The organism is Nocardia sp. NPDC004860 (assembly GCF_040609015.1).
GTDB lineage: Bacteria > Actinomycetota > Actinomycetes > Mycobacteriales > Mycobacteriaceae > Nocardia.
Genome location: NZ_JBEXJI010000003.1, coordinates 250,674 through 273,514, shown reverse-complemented (window position 1 = coordinate 273,514; position 22,841 = coordinate 250,674). Strand labels below are relative to the sequence as shown.

General features: G+C 68.2%; 20 protein-coding genes and 1 tRNA gene. 7 read left to right on the top strand and 14 right to left on the bottom strand.

Annotated elements, in window-relative coordinates; translation table 11 throughout:
- Positions 1–2 precede the first annotated feature (2 nt).
- From ABZV44_RS08905 to ABZV44_RS08885, 5 genes are all read right to left on the bottom strand, one after another.
- Positions 3–1,490 carry a GMC oxidoreductase gene (locus tag ABZV44_RS08905; protein WP_354833591.1) on the bottom strand — a complete coding sequence of 496 codons (1,488 nt, stop codon included), beginning with the start codon at positions 1,488–1,490 and terminating at the stop codon, positions 3–5.
- A gap of 397 nt (positions 1,491–1,887) precedes the next feature.
- Positions 1,888–1,961: transfer RNA gene (locus ABZV44_RS08900), tRNA-Asp, on the bottom strand.
- Positions 1,962–2,030: 69 nt separating this feature from the next.
- A complete protein-coding gene (gene dapC / locus ABZV44_RS08895; protein WP_354833589.1) occupies positions 2,031–3,137 on the bottom strand; it encodes a succinyldiaminopimelate transaminase in 1,107 nt (368 codons plus the stop codon).
- A gap of 9 nt (positions 3,138–3,146) precedes the next feature.
- Positions 3,147–3,470 carry a ferredoxin gene (fdxA, locus tag ABZV44_RS08890; protein ID WP_040812194.1) on the bottom strand — a complete coding sequence of 108 codons (324 nt, stop codon included), beginning with the start codon at positions 3,468–3,470 and terminating at the stop codon, positions 3,147–3,149.
- Positions 3,471–3,704: 234 nt separating this feature from the next.
- The gene (locus tag ABZV44_RS08885) at positions 3,705–6,410 is read right to left on the bottom strand and encodes a bifunctional FO biosynthesis protein CofGH (RefSeq protein ID WP_354833586.1); all 2,706 of its coding nucleotides are present in this window, start codon (positions 6,408–6,410) and stop codon (positions 3,705–3,707) included.
- Positions 6,411–6,581: 171 nt separating this feature from the next.
- Here ABZV44_RS08885 and ABZV44_RS08880 point away from each other — a divergent pair, with 171 nt between their 5' ends.
- The 3 genes from ABZV44_RS08880 to ABZV44_RS08870 all read left to right on the top strand — a co-directional run bounded on the left by ABZV44_RS08880 (position 6,582) and on the right by ABZV44_RS08870 (position 10,289).
- Positions 6,582–8,057: a hypothetical protein gene (locus ABZV44_RS08880; protein WP_354833584.1), complete on the top strand. Its 1,476-nt coding sequence runs from the start codon at positions 6,582–6,584 to the stop codon at positions 8,055–8,057.
- A gap of 88 nt (positions 8,058–8,145) precedes the next feature.
- A complete protein-coding gene (locus ABZV44_RS08875; protein ID WP_354833582.1) occupies positions 8,146–8,652 on the top strand; it encodes a PH domain-containing protein in 507 nt (168 codons plus the stop codon).
- Positions 8,649–10,289, top strand: a complete 1,641-nt coding sequence (locus tag ABZV44_RS08870) for a PH domain-containing protein (protein WP_354833580.1) — start codon at positions 8,649–8,651, stop codon at positions 10,287–10,289. Before ABZV44_RS08875 ends, ABZV44_RS08870 begins: the two co-directional genes overlap by 4 nt.
- A 56-nt stretch (positions 10,290–10,345) precedes the next feature.
- Here ABZV44_RS08870 and ABZV44_RS08865 read toward each other — a convergent pair whose 3' ends face one another.
- From ABZV44_RS08865 to typA, 6 genes are all read right to left on the bottom strand, one after another.
- Entirely contained in the window at positions 10,346–11,650 is a 1,305-nt protein-coding gene (locus tag ABZV44_RS08865) for an FAD-binding oxidoreductase (RefSeq protein ID WP_354833578.1), read from the bottom strand.
- A gap of 107 nt (positions 11,651–11,757) precedes the next feature.
- Positions 11,758–12,255 carry a hypothetical protein gene (locus ABZV44_RS08860; RefSeq protein WP_354833576.1) on the bottom strand — a complete coding sequence of 166 codons (498 nt, stop codon included), beginning with the start codon at positions 12,253–12,255 and terminating at the stop codon, positions 11,758–11,760.
- Positions 12,252–12,410: a hypothetical protein gene (locus ABZV44_RS08855; protein WP_169336837.1), complete on the bottom strand. Its 159-nt coding sequence runs from the start codon at positions 12,408–12,410 to the stop codon at positions 12,252–12,254. Before ABZV44_RS08855 ends, ABZV44_RS08860 begins: the two co-directional genes overlap by 4 nt.
- Positions 12,411–12,422: 12 nt before the next feature.
- Positions 12,423–13,316 (bottom strand): N-acetyl-1-D-myo-inositol-2-amino-2-deoxy-alpha-D-glucopyranoside deacetylase, encoded by an 894-nt coding sequence (gene mshB, locus ABZV44_RS08850; RefSeq protein ID WP_354833574.1) that lies wholly within the window; start codon positions 13,314–13,316, stop codon positions 12,423–12,425.
- Complete coding sequence (locus ABZV44_RS08845) at positions 13,313–15,055, bottom strand: ABC transporter family substrate-binding protein (RefSeq protein WP_354833572.1); 1,743 nt, start codon at positions 15,053–15,055, stop codon at positions 13,313–13,315. The genes mshB and ABZV44_RS08845 overlap by 4 nt, the downstream gene beginning before the upstream one ends.
- Before the next feature lie 257 nt (positions 15,056–15,312).
- A complete protein-coding gene (gene typA / locus ABZV44_RS08840; RefSeq protein ID WP_354833570.1) occupies positions 15,313–17,208 on the bottom strand; it encodes a translational GTPase TypA in 1,896 nt (631 codons plus the stop codon).
- 170 nt (positions 17,209–17,378) lie between these two features.
- Between typA and ABZV44_RS08835 the strand changes: the two genes are divergently transcribed.
- Both ABZV44_RS08835 and ABZV44_RS08830 read left to right on the top strand, forming a co-directional pair.
- Positions 17,379–17,555, top strand: a complete 177-nt coding sequence (locus ABZV44_RS08835) for a hypothetical protein (protein WP_354833569.1) — start codon at positions 17,379–17,381, stop codon at positions 17,553–17,555.
- A 20-nt stretch (positions 17,556–17,575) separates the two neighbouring features.
- On the top strand, positions 17,576–17,869 hold the full coding sequence (locus tag ABZV44_RS08830; protein WP_354834082.1) for a 4a-hydroxytetrahydrobiopterin dehydratase: 294 nt from the start codon (positions 17,576–17,578) through the stop codon (positions 17,867–17,869).
- Here ABZV44_RS08830 and ABZV44_RS08825 read toward each other — a convergent pair.
- Both ABZV44_RS08825 and ABZV44_RS08820 read right to left on the bottom strand, forming a co-directional pair.
- Positions 17,811–19,031: a mannosyltransferase gene (locus tag ABZV44_RS08825; RefSeq protein WP_354833568.1), complete on the bottom strand. Its 1,221-nt coding sequence runs from the start codon at positions 19,029–19,031 to the stop codon at positions 17,811–17,813. The two genes, ABZV44_RS08830 and ABZV44_RS08825, sit on opposite strands and share 59 nt — an antisense overlap.
- 184 nt (positions 19,032–19,215) lie before the next feature.
- Positions 19,216–20,433 carry a mannosyltransferase gene (locus tag ABZV44_RS08820; RefSeq protein WP_354833567.1) on the bottom strand — a complete coding sequence of 406 codons (1,218 nt, stop codon included), beginning with the start codon at positions 20,431–20,433 and terminating at the stop codon, positions 19,216–19,218.
- Positions 20,434–20,793: 360 nt separating this feature from the next.
- Between ABZV44_RS08820 and ABZV44_RS08815 the strand changes: the two genes are divergently transcribed.
- Positions 20,794–21,546 (top strand): hypothetical protein, encoded by a 753-nt coding sequence (locus ABZV44_RS08815; protein ID WP_354833565.1) that lies wholly within the window; start codon positions 20,794–20,796, stop codon positions 21,544–21,546.
- A gap of 121 nt (positions 21,547–21,667) precedes the next feature.
- Complete coding sequence (locus ABZV44_RS08810; RefSeq protein WP_354833563.1) at positions 21,668–22,027, top strand: hypothetical protein; 360 nt, start codon at positions 21,668–21,670, stop codon at positions 22,025–22,027.
- Here ABZV44_RS08810 and ABZV44_RS08805 read toward each other — a convergent pair whose 3' ends face one another.
- Positions 22,028–22,753 carry a DUF1906 domain-containing protein gene (locus tag ABZV44_RS08805; RefSeq protein WP_354833561.1) on the bottom strand — a complete coding sequence of 242 codons (726 nt, stop codon included), beginning with the start codon at positions 22,751–22,753 and terminating at the stop codon, positions 22,028–22,030.
- Positions 22,754–22,841 lie beyond the last annotated feature (88 nt).

The following is a 22,841-nucleotide window of genomic DNA, read 5'->3' as shown; positions in this document are numbered from 1 at the left end:
CCTCAGTGGAAGTCCTGCGAAATGATCGTCTCGATATTGCGTTCCGCGAGTGCGGTGATGGTGACGAACGGGTTGACGGTGGTGAGGCCCGGAATCAGGGAGCCGTCGATGACGTACAGGCCCGGGTACTGGGTGAGCCGCCCGTAGTTGTCGGTGGACACGTTCAGCACGCAGCCGCCGAGCGGGTGGTAGGCGAAATCGTCGCCCCAGGTCTTGTATTCGCCGAACAGGTCGGTCCGGTAGATGGTGCCTTCCTTGCTGTTGATCTTGTCGAAGATGCGCTTGGCGGCGTCGATGCTCGGCTGGTTCCAGGCGGTCTGCCAGTTCAGGTCCACGCCACCGGATCCCGAGTTGTAGGAGAAGGTGCCGCGATTCGGGTTCTTGGTGATGGCCAGGTACAGGCTGGCGAAGGTCTCGATGCCGGCCGGGAACGGCGATACCTCCGCGAAGGCCGGGCCGCCGCTGTCGGCCCAGTTGTCGATGCCGACGCAGGGGATGCAGGACTGCAGGCTGCCGGTGGCGTCCCAGGCCTGGTTCTGCCGGGCCACCATGACATTGCCGTTGTTGCCCCAGCCGGCGCCGATCGAGTCCGGCAGATTGCCCAGCTTGCCGGTGGCCTTCTGGGTAACCAGCAGCTTGCTGGTCCCGACACTGCCGGCCGCGAAGAAGACCTTCTGCGCCGTAACGGTTTTCGCCTTGACGGTATTGCCGCTGGTGTCGATCTGGTTCATCGACACCGAGTAGCCGCCGCCATTGGCCGGCGCCACGATGGTGACCACGTGCTGCGGCACGATGGTCACCTTGCCGGTGCCCGACGCCGCCGCCAGATAGCTCTTGTCCAGTGAGTTCTTGCCGTAGTTGTTGCCGTAGATGACCTCGGCGTTGAGCGCCGACCGCGTGGCGGTGCCGGCCTGCTCCTGCTTCATGTAGTTGAAGTCGTAGACGTTGGGCACGAAGGTGTACGCGAACCCGGACCGCTGCGCCTGCTTTATGCCGACCCGTGCGAACTGATAGCAGTCCGCGCCCTGGAACCAGGTCTGGTCGATGTTGTTCACCTTCAGCCCGGCATTGGCGCGCGGGTAGTAGGTGCTGTACATCGAGCCGGCGTCCACCGACGGCAGGATGCTGGCGAAGTTCTCCTGCTTGGGCGTCACCGCCATACCGCCGTTGACCAGCGAGCCGCCGCCCACGCCGCGGCCCTGGTAGATCCGGATCCCGCTGAACTGCTCGGAATCCAGCACACCGGTGTAGCGGGAGATGGACTTGTTGTAGGGCGCGCCCATGAAATGGTTGACCGGCTGGTCGGTCTCGGTGCGCAGCCAGAAGGACCGGCCGTCCGGATTCAGCATGTTGCAGAAGACCTTGCCGTCGGACCCGGGCTGGCTCCAGGACATGCCCTTCTCGACCATGACCACGTTCTGCCCGGCCTGCGCGAGCCGCAGCGCCGCGACCGCGCCGCCGTAGCCGGTGCCGATGACCAGAACCGGCATCGTGTCACCGTCATTGATCGATCCCGTGGGTAGTGCCCGGGCCAGGGGCGCCTTCGGTAGTAGCGCAGCCGCCCCCAGAATGACACCTGTTGCAGCTAGGAACCCACGTCGGCTGACATTGCTGCCATAGACACTCTTACCGGGGGTTTCATAAGACAGACCACGCACTGAAAGACTCCTCATCGAGTTGCGATGAGAACCTGTTATAGAGGTAGTGAAGAGAACGTGTGTCAGTTTTGAACAAAATTAGGGAGACGACAACTGATTTCGCGAGATGGGGGTAACTCCCCGGGTACGCCCAGAATGGTTTCGGCACCCAACCGCCGGCACGGGTTGCCAAGAGTGAACGGCTCCCAGCCGCCCGCTAAATACGCGGGGAGGCGGGACAGTGACAGTGCGACCCTGACGGGACTCGAACCCGCGACCTCCGCCGTGACAGGGCGGCGCGCTAACCAACTGCGCCACAGGGCCTTGCAATCGCTCGGCCACCGGGCCTTGCAACGTCGTAGACGCTATCACGGGCCCGGTGGTAACGGGAAATCAGCTGGTCAGACGATCAGCGGCCGCGGTGATTCGTTCGTCCGTGGCGGTAAGGGCAATGCGCACATGCTGATTGCCGCGCGGGCCGTAGAACTCGCCCGGGGCCGCCAGGATGCCGCGCTCGGCCAGCCAATCCAGGGTCGTGCGGCATTCCTCGCCGCGCGTCGACCACAGGTACAGACCCGCCTCGGAGTCGTCGATCCGGAATCCCGCGCGCTGCAGGGCATCTCGCAGCACGACCCGCCGCGCCCGGTAGCGATCCTTTTGCTGAACCTCGTGCGCGTCATCGCCGAGGGCCGCGGTCATGGCCGCCTGGATCGGGAAGGGCAGCATCATGCCGGAGTGCTTGCGCACCTCCAGCAGCTCCGCCACGAGCTCCGGATCACCGGTCACGAAACCGGCCCGGTAACTGGCCAGATTCGAGGTCTTGGACAGCGAGTGGATGGCGAGCAGGCCGGTGTGGTCACCGTCGCTGACCTCGGGGTCGAGAATCGACACCGCGCGGCCCTCCCAGGCCAGCCCCAGGTAGCACTCGTCGGAGGCGACGATGGCCCCGCGCTCGCGGGCGAACTGCACCACCTTGCGCAGGTGGTCGACGCCCAGCACCTTGCCGGTCGGGTTCGACGGCGAGTTGAGGAAGATCAGCGCGGGCCGCTCCGGGCCGAGCTGCGTGGTGCCGTCGGCGCGCACATAGCGAGTCCCGGCGAGCAGCGCGCCCACCTCGTAGGTCGGGTAGGCGACCTCGGGGATGACGACCAGATCCTGCGATCCCAGGCCGAGCAGCCGCGGCAGCCCGGCAATGAGCTCCTTGGTGCCGATGGCCGGCAGCACCGCCGCCGGGTCCACCCCCGTGATCCCGAATCGCCGCTTCAGCGCCGCGACAACGGCTTCGCGCAATTCGGGCGTACCGTGCGTGGTCGGGTAGCCCGGTACCTCCGCCACCGACGAGAGTGCCGTGCGGATCAGCGGATCCACCGGATCGACCGGTGTCCCGACCGAGAGGTCGACGATGCCGTCCGGATGCGACGCCGCCTTCGCCTTCACGGAAGCGATGGTGTCCCAGGGGAAATCGGGTAGCAGAGCGCTGACCCGGCCACGCGCGGTCAAATGCTCGTCCTACTCGCTGGCCATCGGCGGCAGCGCGGCGATGAACGGCGGGTCGTAGTCGACCTTGCCGACCTTGGTGGCGCCACCCGGCGAACCCAGATCGTCGAAGAAGTCGACATTGGCGTTGACGTAACCGGCCCACTGATCCGGGGTGTCGTCTTCGTAGAAGATGGCTTCCACCGGGCAGACCGGTTCACACGCACCACAGTCCACGCACTCGTCCGGTTGGATGTACAGCATGCGGCCACCCTCGTAGATGCAGTCCACGGGGCATTCCTCGATGCACGCCTTGTCCTTCACGTCAACGCACGGTTCAGCGATGATGTACGGCACTGCCGCTCTCCTAGTCTGTCCTCACATGCGGGATACTCCGCCCGGCGAAACCCTATCCCGGCCAGCCAACATTACTACTGCACAGCCTGCCCTAACTTTCGCCCTCGGCAATACCCCGGGCAGGCGTTCCGAACGCAACAACTGATCTCGTTGCGCCAGCGGTACCTCGTCGGGCACGTCCAAAATTCAGACACCCACCTGACCGCCGGCGCGGGTGCGCGACTCCAACGGCTCTCAGCCGTCCGCCGAAGTCGCGGAGAGGCGGGCGAGCGAGCGGGTCCGTGGCACACCGTAGGTGGTGGTGCGCTGCCGGACCGGGCGGCCGATACCCGACGCGATCTCCGTCAGTTCCTCGACCGTCTTGGCTGATCCATGTTCGGAACCGGCCATGCGGGAGATGGTTTCCTCCATCAGCGTGCCGCCGAGGTCGTTGGCGCCGCCGTTCAACATGAGCCGGGTACCCGTGATACCAAGTTTGACCCAGCTGGTCTGAATATTCTCGATCCGGCCGTGCAGCATGATCCGCGCCAGCGCGTGCGCGGCCCGATTCTCCCGCACGGTCGGGCCGGGCCGGGAGGCGCCCGCGAGGTAGAGCGGGGCGCTCTGGTGCACGAACGGCAGCAGCACGAATTCGGTGAAACCACCGGTCTCGTCCTGGATTCCGCGCAGCACGCGCAGGTGACCCACCCAGTGCTCGGGATTGTCCACGTGGCCGTACATCATGGTCGAGCTGGAGCGCAGGCCCAGCCGGTGCGCGGTGGTGACGACATCCACCCAGGCCGAGGCGGGCAGCTTGCCCTTGGTCAGCACCCAGCGCACCTCGTCGTCCAGGATCTCGGCGGCGGTGCCCGGAATGCTGTCCAGCCCGGCCTCTTTCAGCGCCGACAGCCAGTCGTGCACCGACTGCCCACTGCGGGACGCGCCATTGACGATCTCCATCGGGCTGAACGCGTGCACGTGCATCCCGGGGACGCGAGCCTTGATGGCGCGCACCAGATCCGCGTAGCCGGTGACCGGCAGCTCGGGATCGATGCCGCCCTGCATGCAGATCTCGGTCGCGCCCTCGACCCAGGCCTCCCAGGCGCGGTCGGCGACCTCGGCCGGGCTCAGGCTGAAGGCGTCGGCATCGCCCTTGCGCTGCGCGAACGCGCAGAAGCGGCAGCCGGTGTAGCAGATATTGGTGAAGTTGATGTTCCGGTTGACGATGTAGGTGACCTCGTCGCCCACGGCATCGCGGCGCAGCTGGTCGGCCAGCGCGGTCACGGCCTCCAGGGCCGGGCCGTCGGCGGTGGCCAGGGCCAGGTACTGGTCATCGGTCAGGCCCGCGGGGTCCCGCTCGGCGGCGCGCAGGGCGGCCATCACGTCGGCGTCGACACGCTCCGGGGCGGAGGAACCAGCCAGCTCGAGCACCTGCTCGCGGATGCTCTCCCAGTCGCCGAACGCTCCTAGTGAATCATCAGCAATCCCTGCGTCGCTGCGGGATTCGGTCCGGCGGCCCTCGGCGTCGATGGCGGTGTGCAGGTCGATGCGGCCGACCGATTCCCAATCCTGGTCGGGCTCCTGCCAGGGCAGGCCGGACGGCTTCACGTCGGCGGCCAGGCCGGTCTTCGGATCCATCAGTGCCGCAACATGTTCGGAAATCCGCGGATCGATCCACGGATGGCCCGCCAGCACATATTTCGGGTGGGCGGTGATGCGCTCGGTGAGGACATAGCCGCAGTCGGCGGTGATCTGCGCGAGGGTCTCCAGATTCGGCCACGGCCGTTCCGGATTCACATGGTCGGGGGTGAGCGGCGACACCCCGCCCCAGTCGTCGATACCCGCCGCCAGCAGTGCCCGGCATTCCTCCAGCGACACCAGATTCGGCGGCGCCTGGATGCGCATCTTCGGCCCCATCAGCAGCCGGGTCACGGCGATGGCGGCCCGGAACTCCTCCATCCCGGCATCCGGGCTGTGGCGCATGGCGGTGTTCTGCTTGGCCAGGAAGTTCTGCACGATGACTTCCTGCACGTGCCCGAAAGCCTTGTGCACCTTGCGAATCGCGAGAATCGACTCGGCGCGCTCGACCACCGTCTCGCCGATGCCCACCAGGATGCCGGTGGTGAACGGCACCGACAGGCGTCCGGCGTCGGTGAGCGCGCGCAGCCGCACCGCCGGGTCCTTGTCCGGCGAACCGTAGTGCGCCTGACCGGGTTCGGTGAACAGCCGCGTCGAGGTGGTCTCCAGCATCATGCCCATGGACGGCGACACCGGCTTGAGCCGCGACAGCTCCTCCCAGCTCATCACACCCGGATTCAGATGCGGCAGCAGGCCGGTCTCCTCCAGCACGCGAATCGCCATGGCGCGCACGTAATCCAGGGTGGAGTCGTAGCCGCGCTCGTCGAGCCACTGCCGCGCCTCGGGCCAGCGCTCCTCCGGGCGGTCACCCAGGGTGAAAAGCGCTTCCTTGCAACCGAGTTCGGCGCCCTGCCGGGCGACCTCGAGAATCTCGTCCGGCTCCATGTACATGCCCTTGCCCTGCGCGCGCAGCTTGCCGGGCACGGTGACGAAGGTGCAGTAGTGGCAGCGGTCGCGACACAGATGCGTGATGGGGATGAACACCTTGCGGGAGTAGGTGATCGGCAGCACCTCACCCGCGTAGCCGGACTCCCGCAGCCCGGCATCGCGCACCCGCGCGGCCGACGCGCACAGATCCTCCAGATCGGCGCCGCGGGCGTGCAACAGCACCACGGCCTCGTCGAGATTGAGGGTCGCACCGTCCCGGGCGCGGCGCAGCGCACGGCGCATCGCGGAATCGGTGGGCACAGCGGCGGTGGGCACGGCGGTATCGGTGCGCACAGCGGAACCATCGGGTATGGCGGAACCCGTGGGCGCAGCCGAACTGCTGGTGGGCCTCGGCGGCAGGCTCGGGTTCGGTAGATCCGTCACGGTCTCGATCATGCGCCATCCATCCGGCTGTTCCGACTCGGGTGCCATGGAACGAGCCAACCTGCCACCCACGTCCGGTATTCCGAGTTGATTATTCGTATCCTCGAGTTCATCTATTCAAATCTCGGTTCCGATGAAATAGCCTCGCGGGCGTCCACTTCGCAGAAGAAGAGGGAGACCTTCGTGCTCGCGAAAATCCGCCGCGCCGCCGTCGTCGCCGGCCTGGGCGCCGCCGCCCTGCTGACCATCGCCACCAGCACCGCCTCCGCATTCGGACCGGTGCCGCCCGCCAATCCGTATCTGGGACCGGTGGGCACCGCGACCATGCACGGCGACGCCGAGGCCTCCGATACCACGCCACTGCCCGGCGTCGGCACCGGCGGCGTCAACGCGGACTTCCACGAGGAGGGCGCTGCCTGCCCGACGATCCTGCAGGGCGCGGACGGCTTCCCGCAGGCGCTGTGCACGAAGGTCACCGATCGCGCGCCGGAAGTGCTGCTGCTGGACCCGAACAACGGCAACACCCTCGCGCACCTCGATCTGACCAAGGGCAGCCTGCTCGGCGGGGTCTACGCCTACCTGGACAACCACGACCAGATGGTCACCGTGGACGGCTCGGGCAGCCTGCTGCGGATCGGGCACCAGCGCGGCTCCGACGGCTCCTGGTCACTGTCGATCGCCTCGAAAACCGATGTGACACAGGCGGTCACCGGACACTGCGGCGGCGGCACCTGCGATGCGGTCAGTTCGGTGTCCCCCGACTACCAGGGCCGGGTGTGGTTCGCCACCGACAGCGCCGCGGCCGGATTCGTCAACACCGACGGCACCGCGCACTCGATCGTGCTCGCGCCCGGCGAGAACGTGGCCAACAGCATCGCCACCGCGCCCCAGGGCATGGCCGTGGCCACCGACCACGCGCTGTACCTGCTGAACGTGGACGGCAGCGGCAACCCGCAGATCGTGTGGCGGCAGGCCTACGACCGCGGCCCGGCCCGCAAGCCCGGCCAATTGAGCTGGGGCACCGGCGCGACGCCGACCTTCTTCGGACCCGGCGACGGCACCGAATACCTGGCCATCACCGACAACGCGGCCACCAAGGAGAACCTGCTCGTCTTCGACACCGCCACCGGCCGCCCGGTGTGCTCGGTGCCCGCCATCGACGGCACCGAGAACTCCCCCATCGGCTCGGGCAACAGCGTGTTCGTGGCCAGCACCTACGGCTACCCCTACCCGGCGCTGCCGCCCAACGCCGGCACCAGTCAGCCCGCGAGCGCGCCGATTTCGGGCGGCATGACCCGCATCGATGTCACCGGCTCCGGCTGCACCGTGGTCTGGACCAACACCGTGCCCTCCTCGGCGGTGCCGCGGCTGTCGGTCGCGGACGGCAAGATCTACACCTTCACCCGGCACTCCCTGCTCGGCAGCGGCAGCGGCGCACTCGGCAGTGGCAGCAGCAGCGGCCTGGGCAGCGGCAGCGCGGGAGTGACCGACAACTACAGCTTCGCGGTGATCGACGCCGATACCGGCAAGGTCGACACCGAGCAGTTCGTCGGCGCGACCACCGTGAACGACACCCTGGAAATGGTCGGCACCATCGCGCCCGGCCGAATCCAATACCAGGGCGCCACGACCGGACTGTTCCGCATTACGCCCAAGTAGTGGACCGACGCCGCCGAAACAAACCGACCGTCCGGTCCTCTCTAGTAACAACCGCCTCCGCGGCCCGATTCATGCAAGCATGGGCAGCATGTCCCAGCCCCTCGCTCCCGGCGGCATCCTGGCCGGCCCGTCGCGGCGTCCCAGCCCACGCGCCAAACTGCTGTGGGCGCTGAGCGCCGCGCTGTCGTGGGTGGTGCCGATCCTCGGAGTGGGGGTCTGGGCGCTGTTCGACACACACCGGCGCGGCCTGCAGGCGCTGGTATTCGGAATCGTGCTGCTGGCAGCGATATTCAGCATCGTGGCCATCCCGCTGTGGCGCTACGCCGTGCACCGGTGGGAGATCACCGACGAGGCCGTCTACACCCGGACCGGCTGGTTCACCCAGGAGAGCCGGGTCGCGCCCATCACCCGCGTGCAGACCGTGGACACCTACCGCGGACCGCTGGAACGGCTGCTCGGGCTGGCCACCGTCACCGTCACCACCGCCTCCTCGGCCGGGGCCGTGCACATCAGCGCGCTCGCCCTGGCCGACGCGCGCGACACCGTCGCCCAGCTCACCGCCATCGCCGCCCAGCACCGGGGGGACGCCACATGACCCAGCCGCCACCGCCGGATCCGGACGTGTTCCCGGATTCCTATCCGACGGAAGTGCTTTCACCGATCACCGCGGGATCGGGACCGGGGACGCCCCTCGGCCCGGACGCCGAGAACTGGCAGCGGCTCGACAAGCGCATGCTTTTGGTCCACCCGGTCACCGAGCTCATCCGCTTCATCCCGGTGCTGATCGCCACGCTGGTGGCGGGCGCGAGCCGGGACAATCCCGGGTGGAGCCTGGCCGTGGTGGCGATCATCGTCGGCTTCGCGCTCACCCGCTGGTTCACCACCACCTATCGCATCACCCCCGACAATGTGGAGCTGCGCACCGGCCTGATCCAGCGCAAACGACTGTCGGTGCCGCGCACCCGGGTCCGATCGGTCGATGTGCAGGCCGACCTGCTGCACCGGGTACTCGGACTGGCGGTGCTGTCCATCGGCACCGGGCAGCACGCGGAGAAGCGGGAACAGTTCAAACTGGACTCGCTGGATGCCAAACTGGTGCCGGAACTCCGGCTCGCACTGCTGGCGCACACCCGGGCTGGCACGGAATCCATTGATGCCCAGACGGTTACGACCGAAGGCGAAACACCGGACGCGACGCCCGGCCATCCCGTCGTGGAAATCGCGCACTGGCAACCGGATTGGGTGCGGTACGCGCCACTCTCGTTGACCGGCTTCGCAATCATCGCGCCGGTCGTCGGTCTGGCGTTCCAGTACGGGTTCGCCCAGCTCTTCCTGAGATCCGGCACGGTCCAGGATGTCGGGCACCGCAGCGCGACCGTCATCGCGGGGGTGATCGCGCTGCTCGTCGTGATCCTGGTCGTCGTGGTCAGCCTCGCCGCCTGCGCGCGCTACCTCATGACCTGGTTCGGCCTGAACGTGCTGGACGACGGCAAGACCCTCACCGTGCGGCACGGGCTGTTCACCACCCGCCAGACCACCCTCGACCTGGCCCGCCTGCGCGGCGCTACCGTCAACGAGCCCCTGCTGCTGCGCCTGGCCGGAGCCGCCGAACTCGAAGCCATCATGACCGGCACCAGCCCGCGGCAGAAGATCCTGCCGCAGGCTCCCCGCGCCGCCGTGCACCGCACCCTCGCCCATCTGCTGGGCACCTCCACCCTTCCGGCCGAAGCCACCCTGCCGGTACCCCCGCTGGTGACCGTGCCGCTGGTCCCCCACGGCCCGGCCGCCCACCGCCGCCGCTACACCCGCACCCTGGGCCCGCTCGCGGCCATCGCGGCGCTGCTGCTCGTCATTTCCCTTGCGGGCGGCCACATCCCGCTCTGGATGTGGATCACCCTCGCCGTCGCCACCCCCATCGCCGCCGCCCTCGCCTGGGACCGCTACCGCGGCCTCGGCCACGCCGTGCTCCCCGCCGCCGACGGCAAACCGGCCTGGCTCATCACCCGCAGCGGCTGCCTGGATCGCGACCGCGACTGCCTGGAGGCACCCGGCGTCATCGGCTGGACCGTCCGCCAGACCCTCTTCCAGCGCCGCGCCGGTGTGGCCACGGTCGTGGCCGCCTCCGCCGCGGGCAAGAAGCGCTACCGCGTCATCGACCTGCCGATCGACCAGGCGTGGTCCCTCATCGACGCGGTCACCCCCGGACAGCTGGGCACCCCCGCCGGGCGGTGACCGAACGGCTCGGCGGCGCATCGAATGTTCCGCCCCCGAGCCGGAATTCAGCGCGGTCAGCCGAGCACCGGGTAGTTCGAGCGAATCACGTTCTGCGGGTCTCGCTCACGCTTGATCGTGCGCAGGCGGTCCAGGGTCGCCGCGTCGAAGGCCGCGGCGGCCGACTCACCGGGGGCCAGGAAGGTGAAGGGCTTCTTGCCCGTCACCAGCGCGCCGAACTCCGCCACCAGCGCATTCGTCCTGGCGTGCACTGCCTCTCGCAGGTGGGGCAGACCGAGGCCGAGGGTGGAGACGAGGTAGCGGTCGGAGAGCGCACCGCGCGCACCCGCGGCCGGGCGGGCCAGCGCGCCGCCCAGATGGCGGACCTGAACGCTGACCAGCGGTGCGAGGGATTCGCCGAGAATGATCTTCTCCGCCGCCGGGGACAGGTCGTCGAGCAGCTCGCCGCGGGTGATGGCCGGGCTGGGATCGACCGGCTCCTGGGTGATGTCGCCGAGGTCGGCCACCGACCGGGCTGACCGCGTGTCGGTGAGCGCGCCGCCGATCCGGTCCAGCGCGGACACGAGGGTCCGGCCCTGCTCCGGATCGCCCAGATAGGCGAGGTCCACGCCCACCATCTCGGGCGCCTGCGGGAACTGGAAGCGGTTGAACCACACCGACAACTCATCGGGAGCTCGAGAAGTCAACTCGCGGAAGGCTTCCCACACCTCGGGCAGCCGATCTGCGGTCCAGGTGACGCGGCCGCCGTACAGCCCCGGCACCGGGAAGAGCTCGAACTCGAGACCCGTCACCACGGCGAAATCGCCACCGCCACCGGACAATGCCCAGAACAGGTCCGGATCACTGTCCGGGGTCACCCGGGCCGGGCGGCCCTCGGCGTCCACGATCTCGAAGGCGCGCACCGCATTCGACGCCCAGCCGTACTTACGGCCGAACCAGCTCTTGCCGCCGCCCAGCGTGTAGCCCGTCACGCCGACCACCGGATTGCTGCCCGCGAGCCCGGTCAGACCGTGCCCGGCCGCGGCCGCCTGCACCTGCCCCCACCGCACGCCCGCACCGACGCGGGCCACCCGCGCGACCGGATCGATCTCGAGCCGGTTCAGCGCGCCGGTCCGCAGCAGGATCGCGCTGTCGACGCCGCCTGCCGCGCCGTGCCCGGTCGGCTGGGTCACCACCGGGCGGCCCGCGGCACCCGCGTAGCGGACCACGGCCGCCACATCCGCGGCGTCGGTGACCTCGGCGACCGCCGCCACCGGCTGCGTCACGGCCAGGCTCCACGGCCGCGCGGCCTGCTCGAAGTCCGCGTCACCGGACTCCAGGACGCGGCCCCGGACAGCATTGCGCAGCTCGTCGAATCCCATCGTCTTCCCTCGTTCCCGCTCGTGATTGCGATTCACGAGGGGGACGAGACAGGCCGCCGAAGTGTGACAGCGCGGCGAAAGAAGTCGGAAACCGCAGAACGGTGCGGTCAGGCTCCGGTCCGGGCCAGGCGGACGGTCGCCCGGTAGTAGAGGTACATGCCCGCGGGCAGCAGACCGCAGATGAGCAGCAGCATGGTCGGCCAGTCACCCATGAGCAGGGCGTACCCGCTCGGACTGAAACCCGCGCAGATCAGGAAACCCAGGACCCACACCAGGATCGGCAGGGCCATCACCCCGATCCGCTTGGTGATCACACCCATGCCCATCACCAGCAGCACGTTCACCACCGCGGCGGCCAGGGCCGTGAGCGGCACCGCGATCGCGCCATCGGTCATGCTCGAGGCCAGGGTGCCCGCGGCCAGCACCGGCGTCGGCTCCGGGATGTGGGCCCGGCCGGCGTAGATCGGCAGGAACAGCACCTCGAACCCGAGCGTGATCACCGCGTCGGCCAGCAGCAGCGTGCCGATCAACGCGGTCAGCACCCCGCGCACCGGTCCCGCCGCCAGCACCGCATCGCCCGTCCGGGCACCGACCGCCGCCGTCACGGCACCGGCGGGAATCCGAGCAGCGTCAGCAGCTGACTCTGCATGTCCACGAAGCCGTAGAGCACCGAGAGGTACAGCTGGTGCTGCCACTCGAAGTAGGGGCGCTGGCTCTCGACGAACGCCGCGATCGCGTTCTGCAGGTCCCAGTTGTACATAGCCTCAGTCTCTCATTCCAGGCCACCGAGAAGATCATGTTCGCGGCCGTCGGGGCCCAGCGGGCCGCGCTCGCCACGCACCAGAATGTAATGCTCCTCCGGCAGCACCGGCTGGGCGACATCGTTCGACAGTGCGAACTCCCGGCCCGAGGGGGCCACCGTCACCTGGGTCGCGTGTGCCCGCAGGGCCGCGCGCTTGGCCGCCAGCACATCCGAGACATCCACCGTCGTGGTCACGGATTCCGCTGGCACACAAGCCAATTCGCCCACGTGCGGCAGCCGCCAGCCGCGCGGCAGCGCACCCGGCAGCTGATCCACCGTGCGGCGCTTCAACGACTCGGTGTGCATGGCCAGCACGGTGCGGTCGGTGACCGTCCAGTACACCTTCGGGACCGTCCAGCCCCAGTCCGAGGCGGCGTCGACGGCCGCCATGGTGATCTGGTGCGCGCGAACGTGATCCGGATGCCCGTAGCCGCCGCGCGGGTCGTAGCCGATCACCACGCGCGGGCGCAGCTCCAGGATCACCTGCACCAGCGCGTCGGTCGCGGCGGTGCCGGAGTTCACGAAGGCACGGGGATTGCGCGCCGACGGCGTCCCGGCCATGCCGGAATCCCGCCAGCGGCCCGCGCCGCCCAGGAAATGCGGCACCCCGGCATCCAATTCGGCCAGCGCCCTGGTCAATTCGAGAATGCGGTAACCGCCCAGCTGGTCGGCCTGCCCGGCCACCAGATGCGCGTAGTCGTCGCCGATGACCTCGCCCTCCTCGCCGAGCGTGCAGGTCACCACGGTGACGGGGAGGCCGCGCTTGCGATAGTGGGCGATGGTGCCGCCGGTGGTGATGGACTCGTCGTCCGGATGCGCGTGCACCAGCAGCAGGCCGTGCCGGGAAGCATCGAGAGGATTCACGGCAGCCTCCGCCAGTTGGCGGCATCACCGAAGATGCCGGTCTGAATGGCGCCGCTCAGCGAGGCCCCGTCCACCCGCGGGCCCGCCGCGGCGACCTGGGTGTCCTGCACGATGGGCAGCACCGTCGCCAGTTCCCACAGCTTGGGCTCGGTCTCGCCGATCACCTTGCCCACATCGATGCCGCGCAGGGCCGCGTCGATGGCGGGCTGCAGGGTCGGATCGCATACGCCGGACACATTCGACGGGGACTTCCTCGCCCCGTCCGCGACGGTGGTGTCGGCGGTGTCACCGGGCGGCGCCACCGGCGTACACCCGTACCGCGACGCCAGCACCGTGGCCGGATCCTCACCGGTGCGTTCCCAGCCGACCACGGCGTCGACCCCGACGTCGGTCAGCTCCTTGCCGTACAGCTGCGCGGCCGTGACACTACGCACGACGACATCGATTCCGGCACTGCGCAATTGGTCGGCGGCGGTATTGGCCACCGCCAGCGTGGTGGTGTCGCCGTCCACCGCGCCGATCCGCACCGTCAGCGATTTACCGTTCTTGGCCAGCGACCGCGGCTGCGGGGCGGGCGAGGTCGCCGACTGCGTGGCCGGCGTCTCCGCGGCCCGCGCGAATCCGGCCTCGGCCAGCAGCCCGAACGCCTCCTCCTGGCTCAGGCGCGGCGGCTGGGTCGCGACATAACCCGGATCGGAGGGCGAAAGTACTTGCGCCCGAGCCGGTTCCACCCAGCTGCCGGTCTGCGCGCCGACCGTGGCCAGCAGCACCGGATCCAGCAGCGCCAGCACCGCGCGCCGCACCCGGACATCGGCCAGGTCGCCGCTGCGACCGTTGAGCGCCAGCTGCATCTCCCGCGACTGCGGCATGGTGGCCGTACGCACCGACGGAATCGCCGCCAGCTGCGCCTGCAACGCCACACCGCCGTGCACCAGCGCCATCTGCGCGTCCCCGACCCGCAGCGACTCCGCCACCTGCGCGGGAGTTCCGCCGCGCCGCAACAGAATCTGATCCGGCACCGCGGGCTGACCCCAGTACCGGTCGTTGCGTTCCAGCAGGATCTCCTCGCGGCCGCGGTCGGCCTGCTTGATCCGGAACTGGCCGCCGGAGATCCGGATGGTGTCGATCAATCCCTGCTCGAAACCCGAGTCCTTGACCAGATGCTGGGGCAGCAGATCCGAGAACAGCTGCCGCCAGGCGGGATACGGCTGCGTCATGGTGACCGTCACCGTCTTTCCGCCCGCCGACGAACTGACATCCGAGATCAGCCGATAGCCCGCGGGATCCACCGTGCCCGGCTGCGTGATCATCTGCTGCCAGAGGTATTTGAAGTCCTCGGCCGCGATGGGCGCGCCGTCGGACCAGGACGCCTCGTTCTTGAGCTGGTAGGTGATGGTGAACGGCTCCTGCGCCGTCACATCCGCCGACACCATGAGCGCCGGATCCAGTATCCAGTCCGTGCCGCCCGGCACCCCCGGCGTCGGACCGGGCCGGAACGGGCTCGGCAACACCATCGACGCGACCGCCGCCGTCGCCGGCGACTGCTGCGACCGCAGATGCGGATTGAACCCGATCCCGATGTCGTCGACCGCGACCACGACGGAGTTCTTCCCCGGCTTGGCCGGCTGCGTCTTCGGACTGTCGGTGGATTCGATGGGCGGTGGCGGATTCGCGGTGCATCCGGTCGCGACCGCCAACAGGGTCGCCACCATCAACAGCACCGCGCGCAGCTGTGTCATTTGCCCTCCGCATCGCTCCGGGCGGATTCGCGGCCCCGAGGTCTGAATTCTTCCCTCCTCCGCTCCTCCGCTTCGCTCCCCCGCTCCGTCAGTCCAGAATCGAGACGGCCGTGAATCATCGCGCGATGATTCGCGGTGCCGGGTTGCCTGCACAGTTCACGGCGCGGAGCGCCGCGAACGGAGTGCGCAAGAGATCCTAGGCGAGCACCCCAAGGGCCGGGCAACGACTCCTGCCCGGCCCCGTGCTGATCGACTGGTTACTGCGCCGCGCGGTCGCGGGCCTTGCGGCGGGAGATCTCGCGCTGACGGTCGTTGGCGTTCAGGATGACCTTGCGCACGCGCACGATCTCCGGGGTCACCTCGACGCACTCGTCGGCGGCACAGAACTCCATGGCGCCCTCGAGATCCAGCTGCAGCGGCTTGGCCAGGGTCTCGAGCACGTCACCGGTGGCGGACCGCATATTGGTCAGCTTCTTCTCGCGGGTGACGTTGATGTCGAGATCCTCCGCACGCGGGTTGATGCCGACCACGTGGCCCTCGTAGGTGTCGGCGCCCGGCTCCACGAAGAACTGGCCACGGTCGGCCAGCTGGATCATGGCGAACGGGGTGACCGAACCATTGCGGTCGGAGACCAGCGAACCGGTGTGGCGGGCGCGGATCTCACCGGCCCACGGCGCGTAGCCGTCGAACACGGCGTTGGCGATACCGGTGCCGCGGGTCTCGGTGAGGAAGTCGGTGCGGAAACCGATCAGGCCACGCGACGGGACGATGAACTCCATGCGCACCCACCCGGCCGAGTGGTTGCTCATCTGGACCATCTTGCCCTTGCGGGCGGCCAGCAGCTGGGTGACGGCGCCCAGGTACTCGTCCGGGCAGTCGATGGTCAGCTCTTCGAAGGGCTCGTGCACCTTGCCGTCGACGGTCTTGGTGACCACCTGCGGCTTGCCGACGGTCAGCTCGAAGCCCTCGCGGCGCATCTGCTCGACCAGGATGGCCAGCGCGAGTTCACCACGGCCCTGCACCTCCCAGGCGTCCGGGCGGCCGATGTCGAGCACCCGCAGCGACACGTTGCCGACCAGCTCCTGGTCCAGGCGCGACTTCACCATGCGGGCGGTCAGCTTGTGGCCCTGCACCCGGCCGACCAGCGGCGAGGTGTTGGTGCCGATGGTCACCGAGATGGCCGGCTCGTCGACGGTGATGCGCGGCAGCGCGACCGGGTTGTCGACGTCGGCGAGGGTGTCGCCGATCATGATGTCCGGAATGCCCGCGATGGCGACGATGTCACCGGCCACGGCCTCCTCGCCGGGCTGGCGCTCGACGCCGATGGTCTTGAGCAGCTCGGTGATCTTGACGGTCTTGACGCCGTCGCCGTGCATCCACGCGACGTTCTGGCCCTTCTTCAGGGTGCCGTTGTGGATGCGCACCAGGCCGATTCGGCCCAGGAACGGGGACGCGTCGAGGTTGGTGACGTGCGCCTGCAGGGTGGCCTTCGGGTCGCCCTTGGGGGCGGGAACGTACTTCATCAGGACCTCGAACAGCTCGTCGAGGTTCTCCGCGGCCGGCACCTGGCCATTGTCGGGGCGGCTGGTGGACGCCACGCCCGCACGGCCGGAGGCGTAGAGCACCGGCAGGTCGAGGGCCAGCTCGGCGGCCTCGGAGGCCTCGTCGTCGAGGTCGGAGGCCAGGTCCAGCAGCAGGTCGTGGGATTCCTCGACGACCTCCTCGATGCGGGCGTCCGGGCGGTCGGTCTTGTTGACCACCAGGATCACCGGCAGCGAGGCCGCGAGGGCCTTGCGCAGCACGAAGCGGGTCTGCGGCAGCGGACCCTCGGACGCGTCGACGAGTAGCACGACGCCGTCCACCATGGACAGGCCGCGCTCCACCTCACCACCGAAGTCGGCGTGGCCGGGGGTGTCGATGACATTGATGACGGTGACCGATCCGTCGGCGTTATGCCGGTGAACAGCGGTGTTCTTGGCGAGAATGGTGATGCCCTTCTCGCGCTCGAGGTCACCGGAGTCCATCACTCGGTCGACGAGTTCGGCACGTTCGGCGAACGCACCGGATTGCCGGAGCATGGCGTCGACCAGTGTTGTCTTGCCGTGGTCGACGTGCGCCACGATGGCGACGTTGCGGAACTCGACAGACGACACGTTTGATTCCTCCTGGTGAAAAAGTCTGTTGCCGACCCGGATGGGTCTCATGCGTGGGGCTGCCTACGACGAGACATGGCGAACTCCACCGGGCATGCGGCGAGCTACAGACTACCGGGCGTACTAGGTCACATGGTCAATGGGCAGAGGTTAGGTTAAGCTAACCAACCATGGGCAAGGTGAAGGCCAAACACGTATCCGGTCTGAAGCCGAAGAAGAAATGCTGCCGCAAGAAGACGCGATGCCTGAAATGCCCGGTTGTGATTACGCGGATGAAAAAGGCCGAAGCCGCAGGCTGCTGCGGCAAGGAACTCAAGAAGTGCCTGAAACTCGCGCGGGCGGCCTGAAACCGGAGTACACCGGAGTCATGAGTCCTGCGCTGCTCTCCGACGACGACATCGCCAAGGCCCTCACCGAACTGCCCGAATGGACCCGTGAGGGCAACAGCATCACACGCACCATCCAGGCCCCCTCATTCCCGGCCGGCATCGAACTGGTGCGCCGGGTGGCCGCCGCGGCCGAGGCCGCCGACCACCATCCCGATATCGATATCCGCTGGCGTCGGGTCACTTTCACGCTGTCCACCCATTCCGCGGGCGGTCTCACGAAACGCGATATGGCTCTCGCTCACGAGATCGATCAACTGCACGCTCAGAGCTGAGCCGCCCGGCCCGGATCATCCACGCATAGAGGGCCAGCACCCCGATCGCGTTCGCCGCGCCCAGCCAGGCCAGATAACCCGGACGCGAGATATCCCACATCGACTTCTGCAGGGTTCCCAGCATCCAGGGCACCCCGATCACCGTTGTGAACAGCCAGTATGCGGCCATCAGGCGCGCACCGGCGGCCTCGCGCAGCGGACCGTGGAGCAGCCACAGAATCAGTGGGACCAGGCAGACCCAGTGGTGTGACCAGGAGATCGGCGACGCCATCAAACCGAACAACTGCACGATGATCAGCGTGCCCAGCCGATCATCGGAACGCAGTGCGCGCCAGGCGAAGAATGCGAGCACGGCCGTCACCAGCACGGATGTCTTCCACAGCAGCCCGGACCCGATGTCGTGGCCGGCCAGGCGGCTGAGCGCCCCGCGCAGCGACTGATTGATCACCGAACCGACCGGCCCGATGCGGCCCGGGTCGCCGACCAGGTCCCCGAAGTACCTCCTGGTCTCCCCCGGCGTGAGCAGGAAGGTCAGGCCGATGGTCCCGGCGAAGGCCACCGCCGACCAGATCACCGCGAGCCACTGCCGGCGGGCCACGAAATACAGCCCGGTCACCGCCGGGGTCAGCTTGAGCCCCGCACCCAGGCCGACCAGCGCACCCGACACCCACCACCGGGCACTGCGCGCCGCGACCATGGCGAGCAGCACCAGGAACACATTGACCTGGCCGTAGTCGAGGGTGGACCGCACCGGTTCCAGCCACATGCCGCCCGCGGTCCACGCCACCGCGGTGGTGCGCCAGGACTGTTCGTGCATGGCCTCCCGGCCCACGATCATCTCCAGCGAGATCCACACGATGCCGAACAGCGCCGCCGCCGTGGCCAGCAGCCAGCCGACGGCCACCACGTCGAAGGGCAGGAAATGCAGCGGATACAGGACGAGCGCCGCGAACGGTGGATAGGTGAACGGCAGCGGAAATTGTGGTGACCGACTGGAATCGGTCCAGTCGTAGAGGTTCCCGCGGAATAGATTCGCGGCCCCTTCGACATAGACGTGCAGGTCCACGAGGATCAGATTGCTGGGCCAGAACAGCGCCCACAGCAGGCGGACCAGCACCGAGATGCCGAGGGCGGCGGCAGCCAGGCGGAAACGTCGATTCACGGCACGGGCTTTCGGTCGGGTGGATCACCGACCGGAATTCACGGCTGGCGAGCAGGCCTTTTCGGCGCTCGATGAGCGTAGCCGGACCAATGATCATCCCGCGCACCCCAAATATTAAGGGCACCACCGACATTCGAGGCGCCCGAGATCTTCGGGACGCGGATCTCGCGCTGAAAATCTCACCTCACCGGTCGGACAGTTCTTGCTCACGAGTTCGATCGACCGGATGTCCGGGGCTGAGCCGGCCCGCCCGGATGATCCAGGCATAGAGCGCCAGCACGCCGAGCACGTCCACCGCGCCCAGCCACGACAGGATGCCCGGACGCGAGATGGTCCAGATCGAATCCTGGAAGAAGCCCAGTACCCAGGGCACGCCGATCAGCGTCACCACCAGCCAGTAACCGGCCAGCACCCGGGCGCCCGCCGCCTGCCGCAGCGGGCCGTAGCACAGCCACAGGATGACCGGCAGGAGCCAGATCCAGTGGTGCGACCAGGAGATCGGCGACACCATCAACCCGAACAGCTGCACGATGATCAGCGTGCCCAGCCGATCGTCGGAATCCAGTGCGCGCCAAGCGAAGAACGCGAGCACGGCCGTCACCAGCGCGGCCGCGATCCACACCGGCCCGGACACCACGTCGTGACCGAGCAGCCGGCTGAGCGCGCCGCGCAGCGACTGATTGGTCGCCGATCCGACCGGCCCGATGCGATGCGCGTCGCCGAGCAATTCGCGGAAGTACTTGTTGGTCTCGCCGGGGGCGAAAAGATAGGTCAGCAGAATGGTCCCGAAGAAGACCACCGCCGACCAGATCGCCGTGAACCAGCGTTTGCGGGCCGCGAAATACAGCCCGGTGACGGCCGGGGTCAGCTTGATGCCGGCGGCCACGCCGACCAGCGTGCCCGACACCCACCAGCGCGCGCTGCGGACCGCGATCATGGCGAGCAGCACCAGGAACACATTGACCTGGCCGTAGTCGAAGGTCGAGCGCACCGGCTCCAGCCACATGCCGATCGCCGTCCACGCCACCGCGGCGGTGCGCCAGGACCGTTCTCGCATGGCCTCGCGGCCGACCATCATCTCCAGCGCCAACCACACCACGCCGAACAGCGCCGCGACCGTGGCGAGCAGCCATCCGATGGCTACCACCGCGAAGGGCAGGAAATGCAGCGGATAGAACACCAGCGCCGCGAACGGCGGATAGGTGAACGGCAGCGGAAAGTCCGGCGTCTTACTGGAATCGGTGTAGTCGTAGAGATTCCCGCCGAACAGATTCGCGGAGCCGTCCACATAGACGTGCAGGTCCACGAAGTTCATGCCATTGGGCAGGAACAGAACCCACACGAGACGGGCCAGCACCGAAATACCCAGTGCCGCGGCGGCCATGTGGAAGTGTCGATTCACGGCACTGTCTTTCAGCTCGGGCGGGTCACCGGCCGAGTGCACGGCTGGCGAATGCGGCTTGCGGGCCTCGCGAATGCGGCGTTGCGGTGGCCCCGGTAAGCGTAGTCGCCCAGCAGAATGTCTCGTGCAGCGCGGACCCTTCGCTGTAACATTTGCATCACCGACCCCATCTGTAACAGGCACTCTGGTCGCCCGTTCGATAGCGTCAGCTGATCGAGTTCGCCAAGATCACACCGCGGCTGTACAACACGGCAGCCCGGTCCCTAGAGTGGCGCGGAGCGATGGCTCCATCGCTGCTAGATGTCCCTGAAGGTAAGGACGGCTACACCAGTGCTTCGCACCCGAGGATCGCGGTTCGCAATGTCCGCATTGGCCCTGGCGGCCTGCGCCACCGTCGCCGTGCCGACGGCCTACGCGAACCCCGCGCCGGCACCCAAGAGCGCGTCGATTCCGATGATCCCCGAAGGGGTTCCGGTCGACGCGCTGGCCTCGCTGGTCCCCGCCATCATCGGCGCGGCCACCGGTCCCGCCGATATCGCGGACGCGGGCCCCAAGAACGCCATTCTCGCCCAGGCCAAGCAGCTGCTGGAGAGCAGCAACCTGCCGGCGCAGGTGAAGACCACGCTGCTCGCCGTCATCACGTTCCTCGACGGCAGTGGCGGTGGCGGCCCGGACATCCCGAAGGATGGCCCGGTCATCTCGCAGTTCCTGTGGCCGACCATCGGTAAGGGCTGCATCTCCCCCTCCGCCGACTCGGTGGGCACCGCGCTGGCCGTCGGCGGTCCGGCGCAGCTGCCCCCGCCCGGACCGGCGCAGGGCCAGGCCGGTTTCGTGTTCACCGCGCTGGGCACCAAGCAGCCCACCGATGTGCAGCCCGCCCCGATGACGGTGCAGTGGCTGAACCTCGACACGCGCGCCACCGCGACCCAGAACCTGACCAATGACGCGCACATCAACCCGGACGGCCCGGCCACCCTGTCGGCCATCGCCAACACCGGTTCCGGTCGCGTGGTCGCCATCGTCTCGGGTTCGCTGACGACTCAGGCCGATCCGGAGTCGCAGCCGATCACCTGCTCGTTCCTGCCGACCATCGGATTCTTCACGGTCGCCTGACGGACACCCCGACGTAGCCGAGAATTTCGCCCCTGTTCTCCTCCGTAACCACACGGAAGGGACGGGGGCGAAATCGTTTGCACGGCGGGTTTCCTGTGGTAGACCGACAACTATGGCCGCTGTGACCAACCCCGTACGGGGACTGCATTCGCGCCGGTCGATCCTCTCGATTCGTTCCGAGGGATCGATCCTGTCGATCGGCTCGGCCTATTCGATCCTGTCCATCGGCAGCGTGGGCTCGGTGCTGTCGATCGGGTCGGTGGGCTCGTTCGGCTCTCTCATCTCCTCGGCTTCCTTCGGCAGCCTCGGCTCCGCCTTCTCGGCGCTGTCCCGCTGGTCCCTGTTCTCCTGGAACGGGAACGGTGAGGTCTTCGCCGACGGCAGCGGCGAGGACGAACACACCGACCCCCACCTCATGCTCCGGGTCGTCCCCGAGGAGCCGGACCTGGCGACCGACCCGACCTGCCACTGCCAGACCTAGTTACCACCATTGGCCGTACTGCGGGGCGAGTACGGCATTGACGTCCACGGAGACGCCGTCGACCTCGCGCTTGTCGATCTCGAACTGGTGCAGGGTGGCGGCAGGGTGGACGTAGCCCTTCGGGGTGCCCCAATTGTGTTGCCAGAAGAAGGAGCACAGGCCCGCGTCCCGAATGTTGTCGATGGTCGGCGAGTTCGCGTAGACGCCGGTGCGGCCGTGCCCGATGACGGTCTCCCAGCCGCGCAGGTACGGCTCGATGAACTGCTCGAAATCGTCGTCGCCGGGGTTGTCGTCGATGGAGGCGTAGATGGGCGCGGTGTCGGGCCCGCCCGCGGCCTTGTGCAGGATCAATCCCCGTGCGGCGTGCTGCAATCCGGCCGCGTAACCGCCGCGCCAGTCGGCGGTCGGCCCCTTGCCGAACTGGTAGCAGGAGACCACCGACAGGCCCGCGTCGCGCAGGGCGTCGACCTCGCGGGCGAGCAGCGGTTTGCCCGCCATCCATTCGGCGCCGGGCCGCCGGTCGGAGACGTAGCGGATGACGCCGATATGGCCGTCGTCGCTGATGGATTGGGCGGAGGGGACGCCGCCGGCGTAGTCGAGGAGGGTGCCGAGCTGTTGCCTGGCTGCCGCGGTGGCGGGTGGGAGGGTCAGTCCGGCGGTGACTCCGGCGGCGAGAGCCGTGGCCCCGGAGAGGAAGTTCCGTCGATTGACATGGGCAGGACGCATCACGGGCTCCTTCGCGCACACTCGCTGGTCGAACATTCCAGTCGTGACGATGGGGAGACGGCGTCTCACCGGTGACCGGTTGGAACTA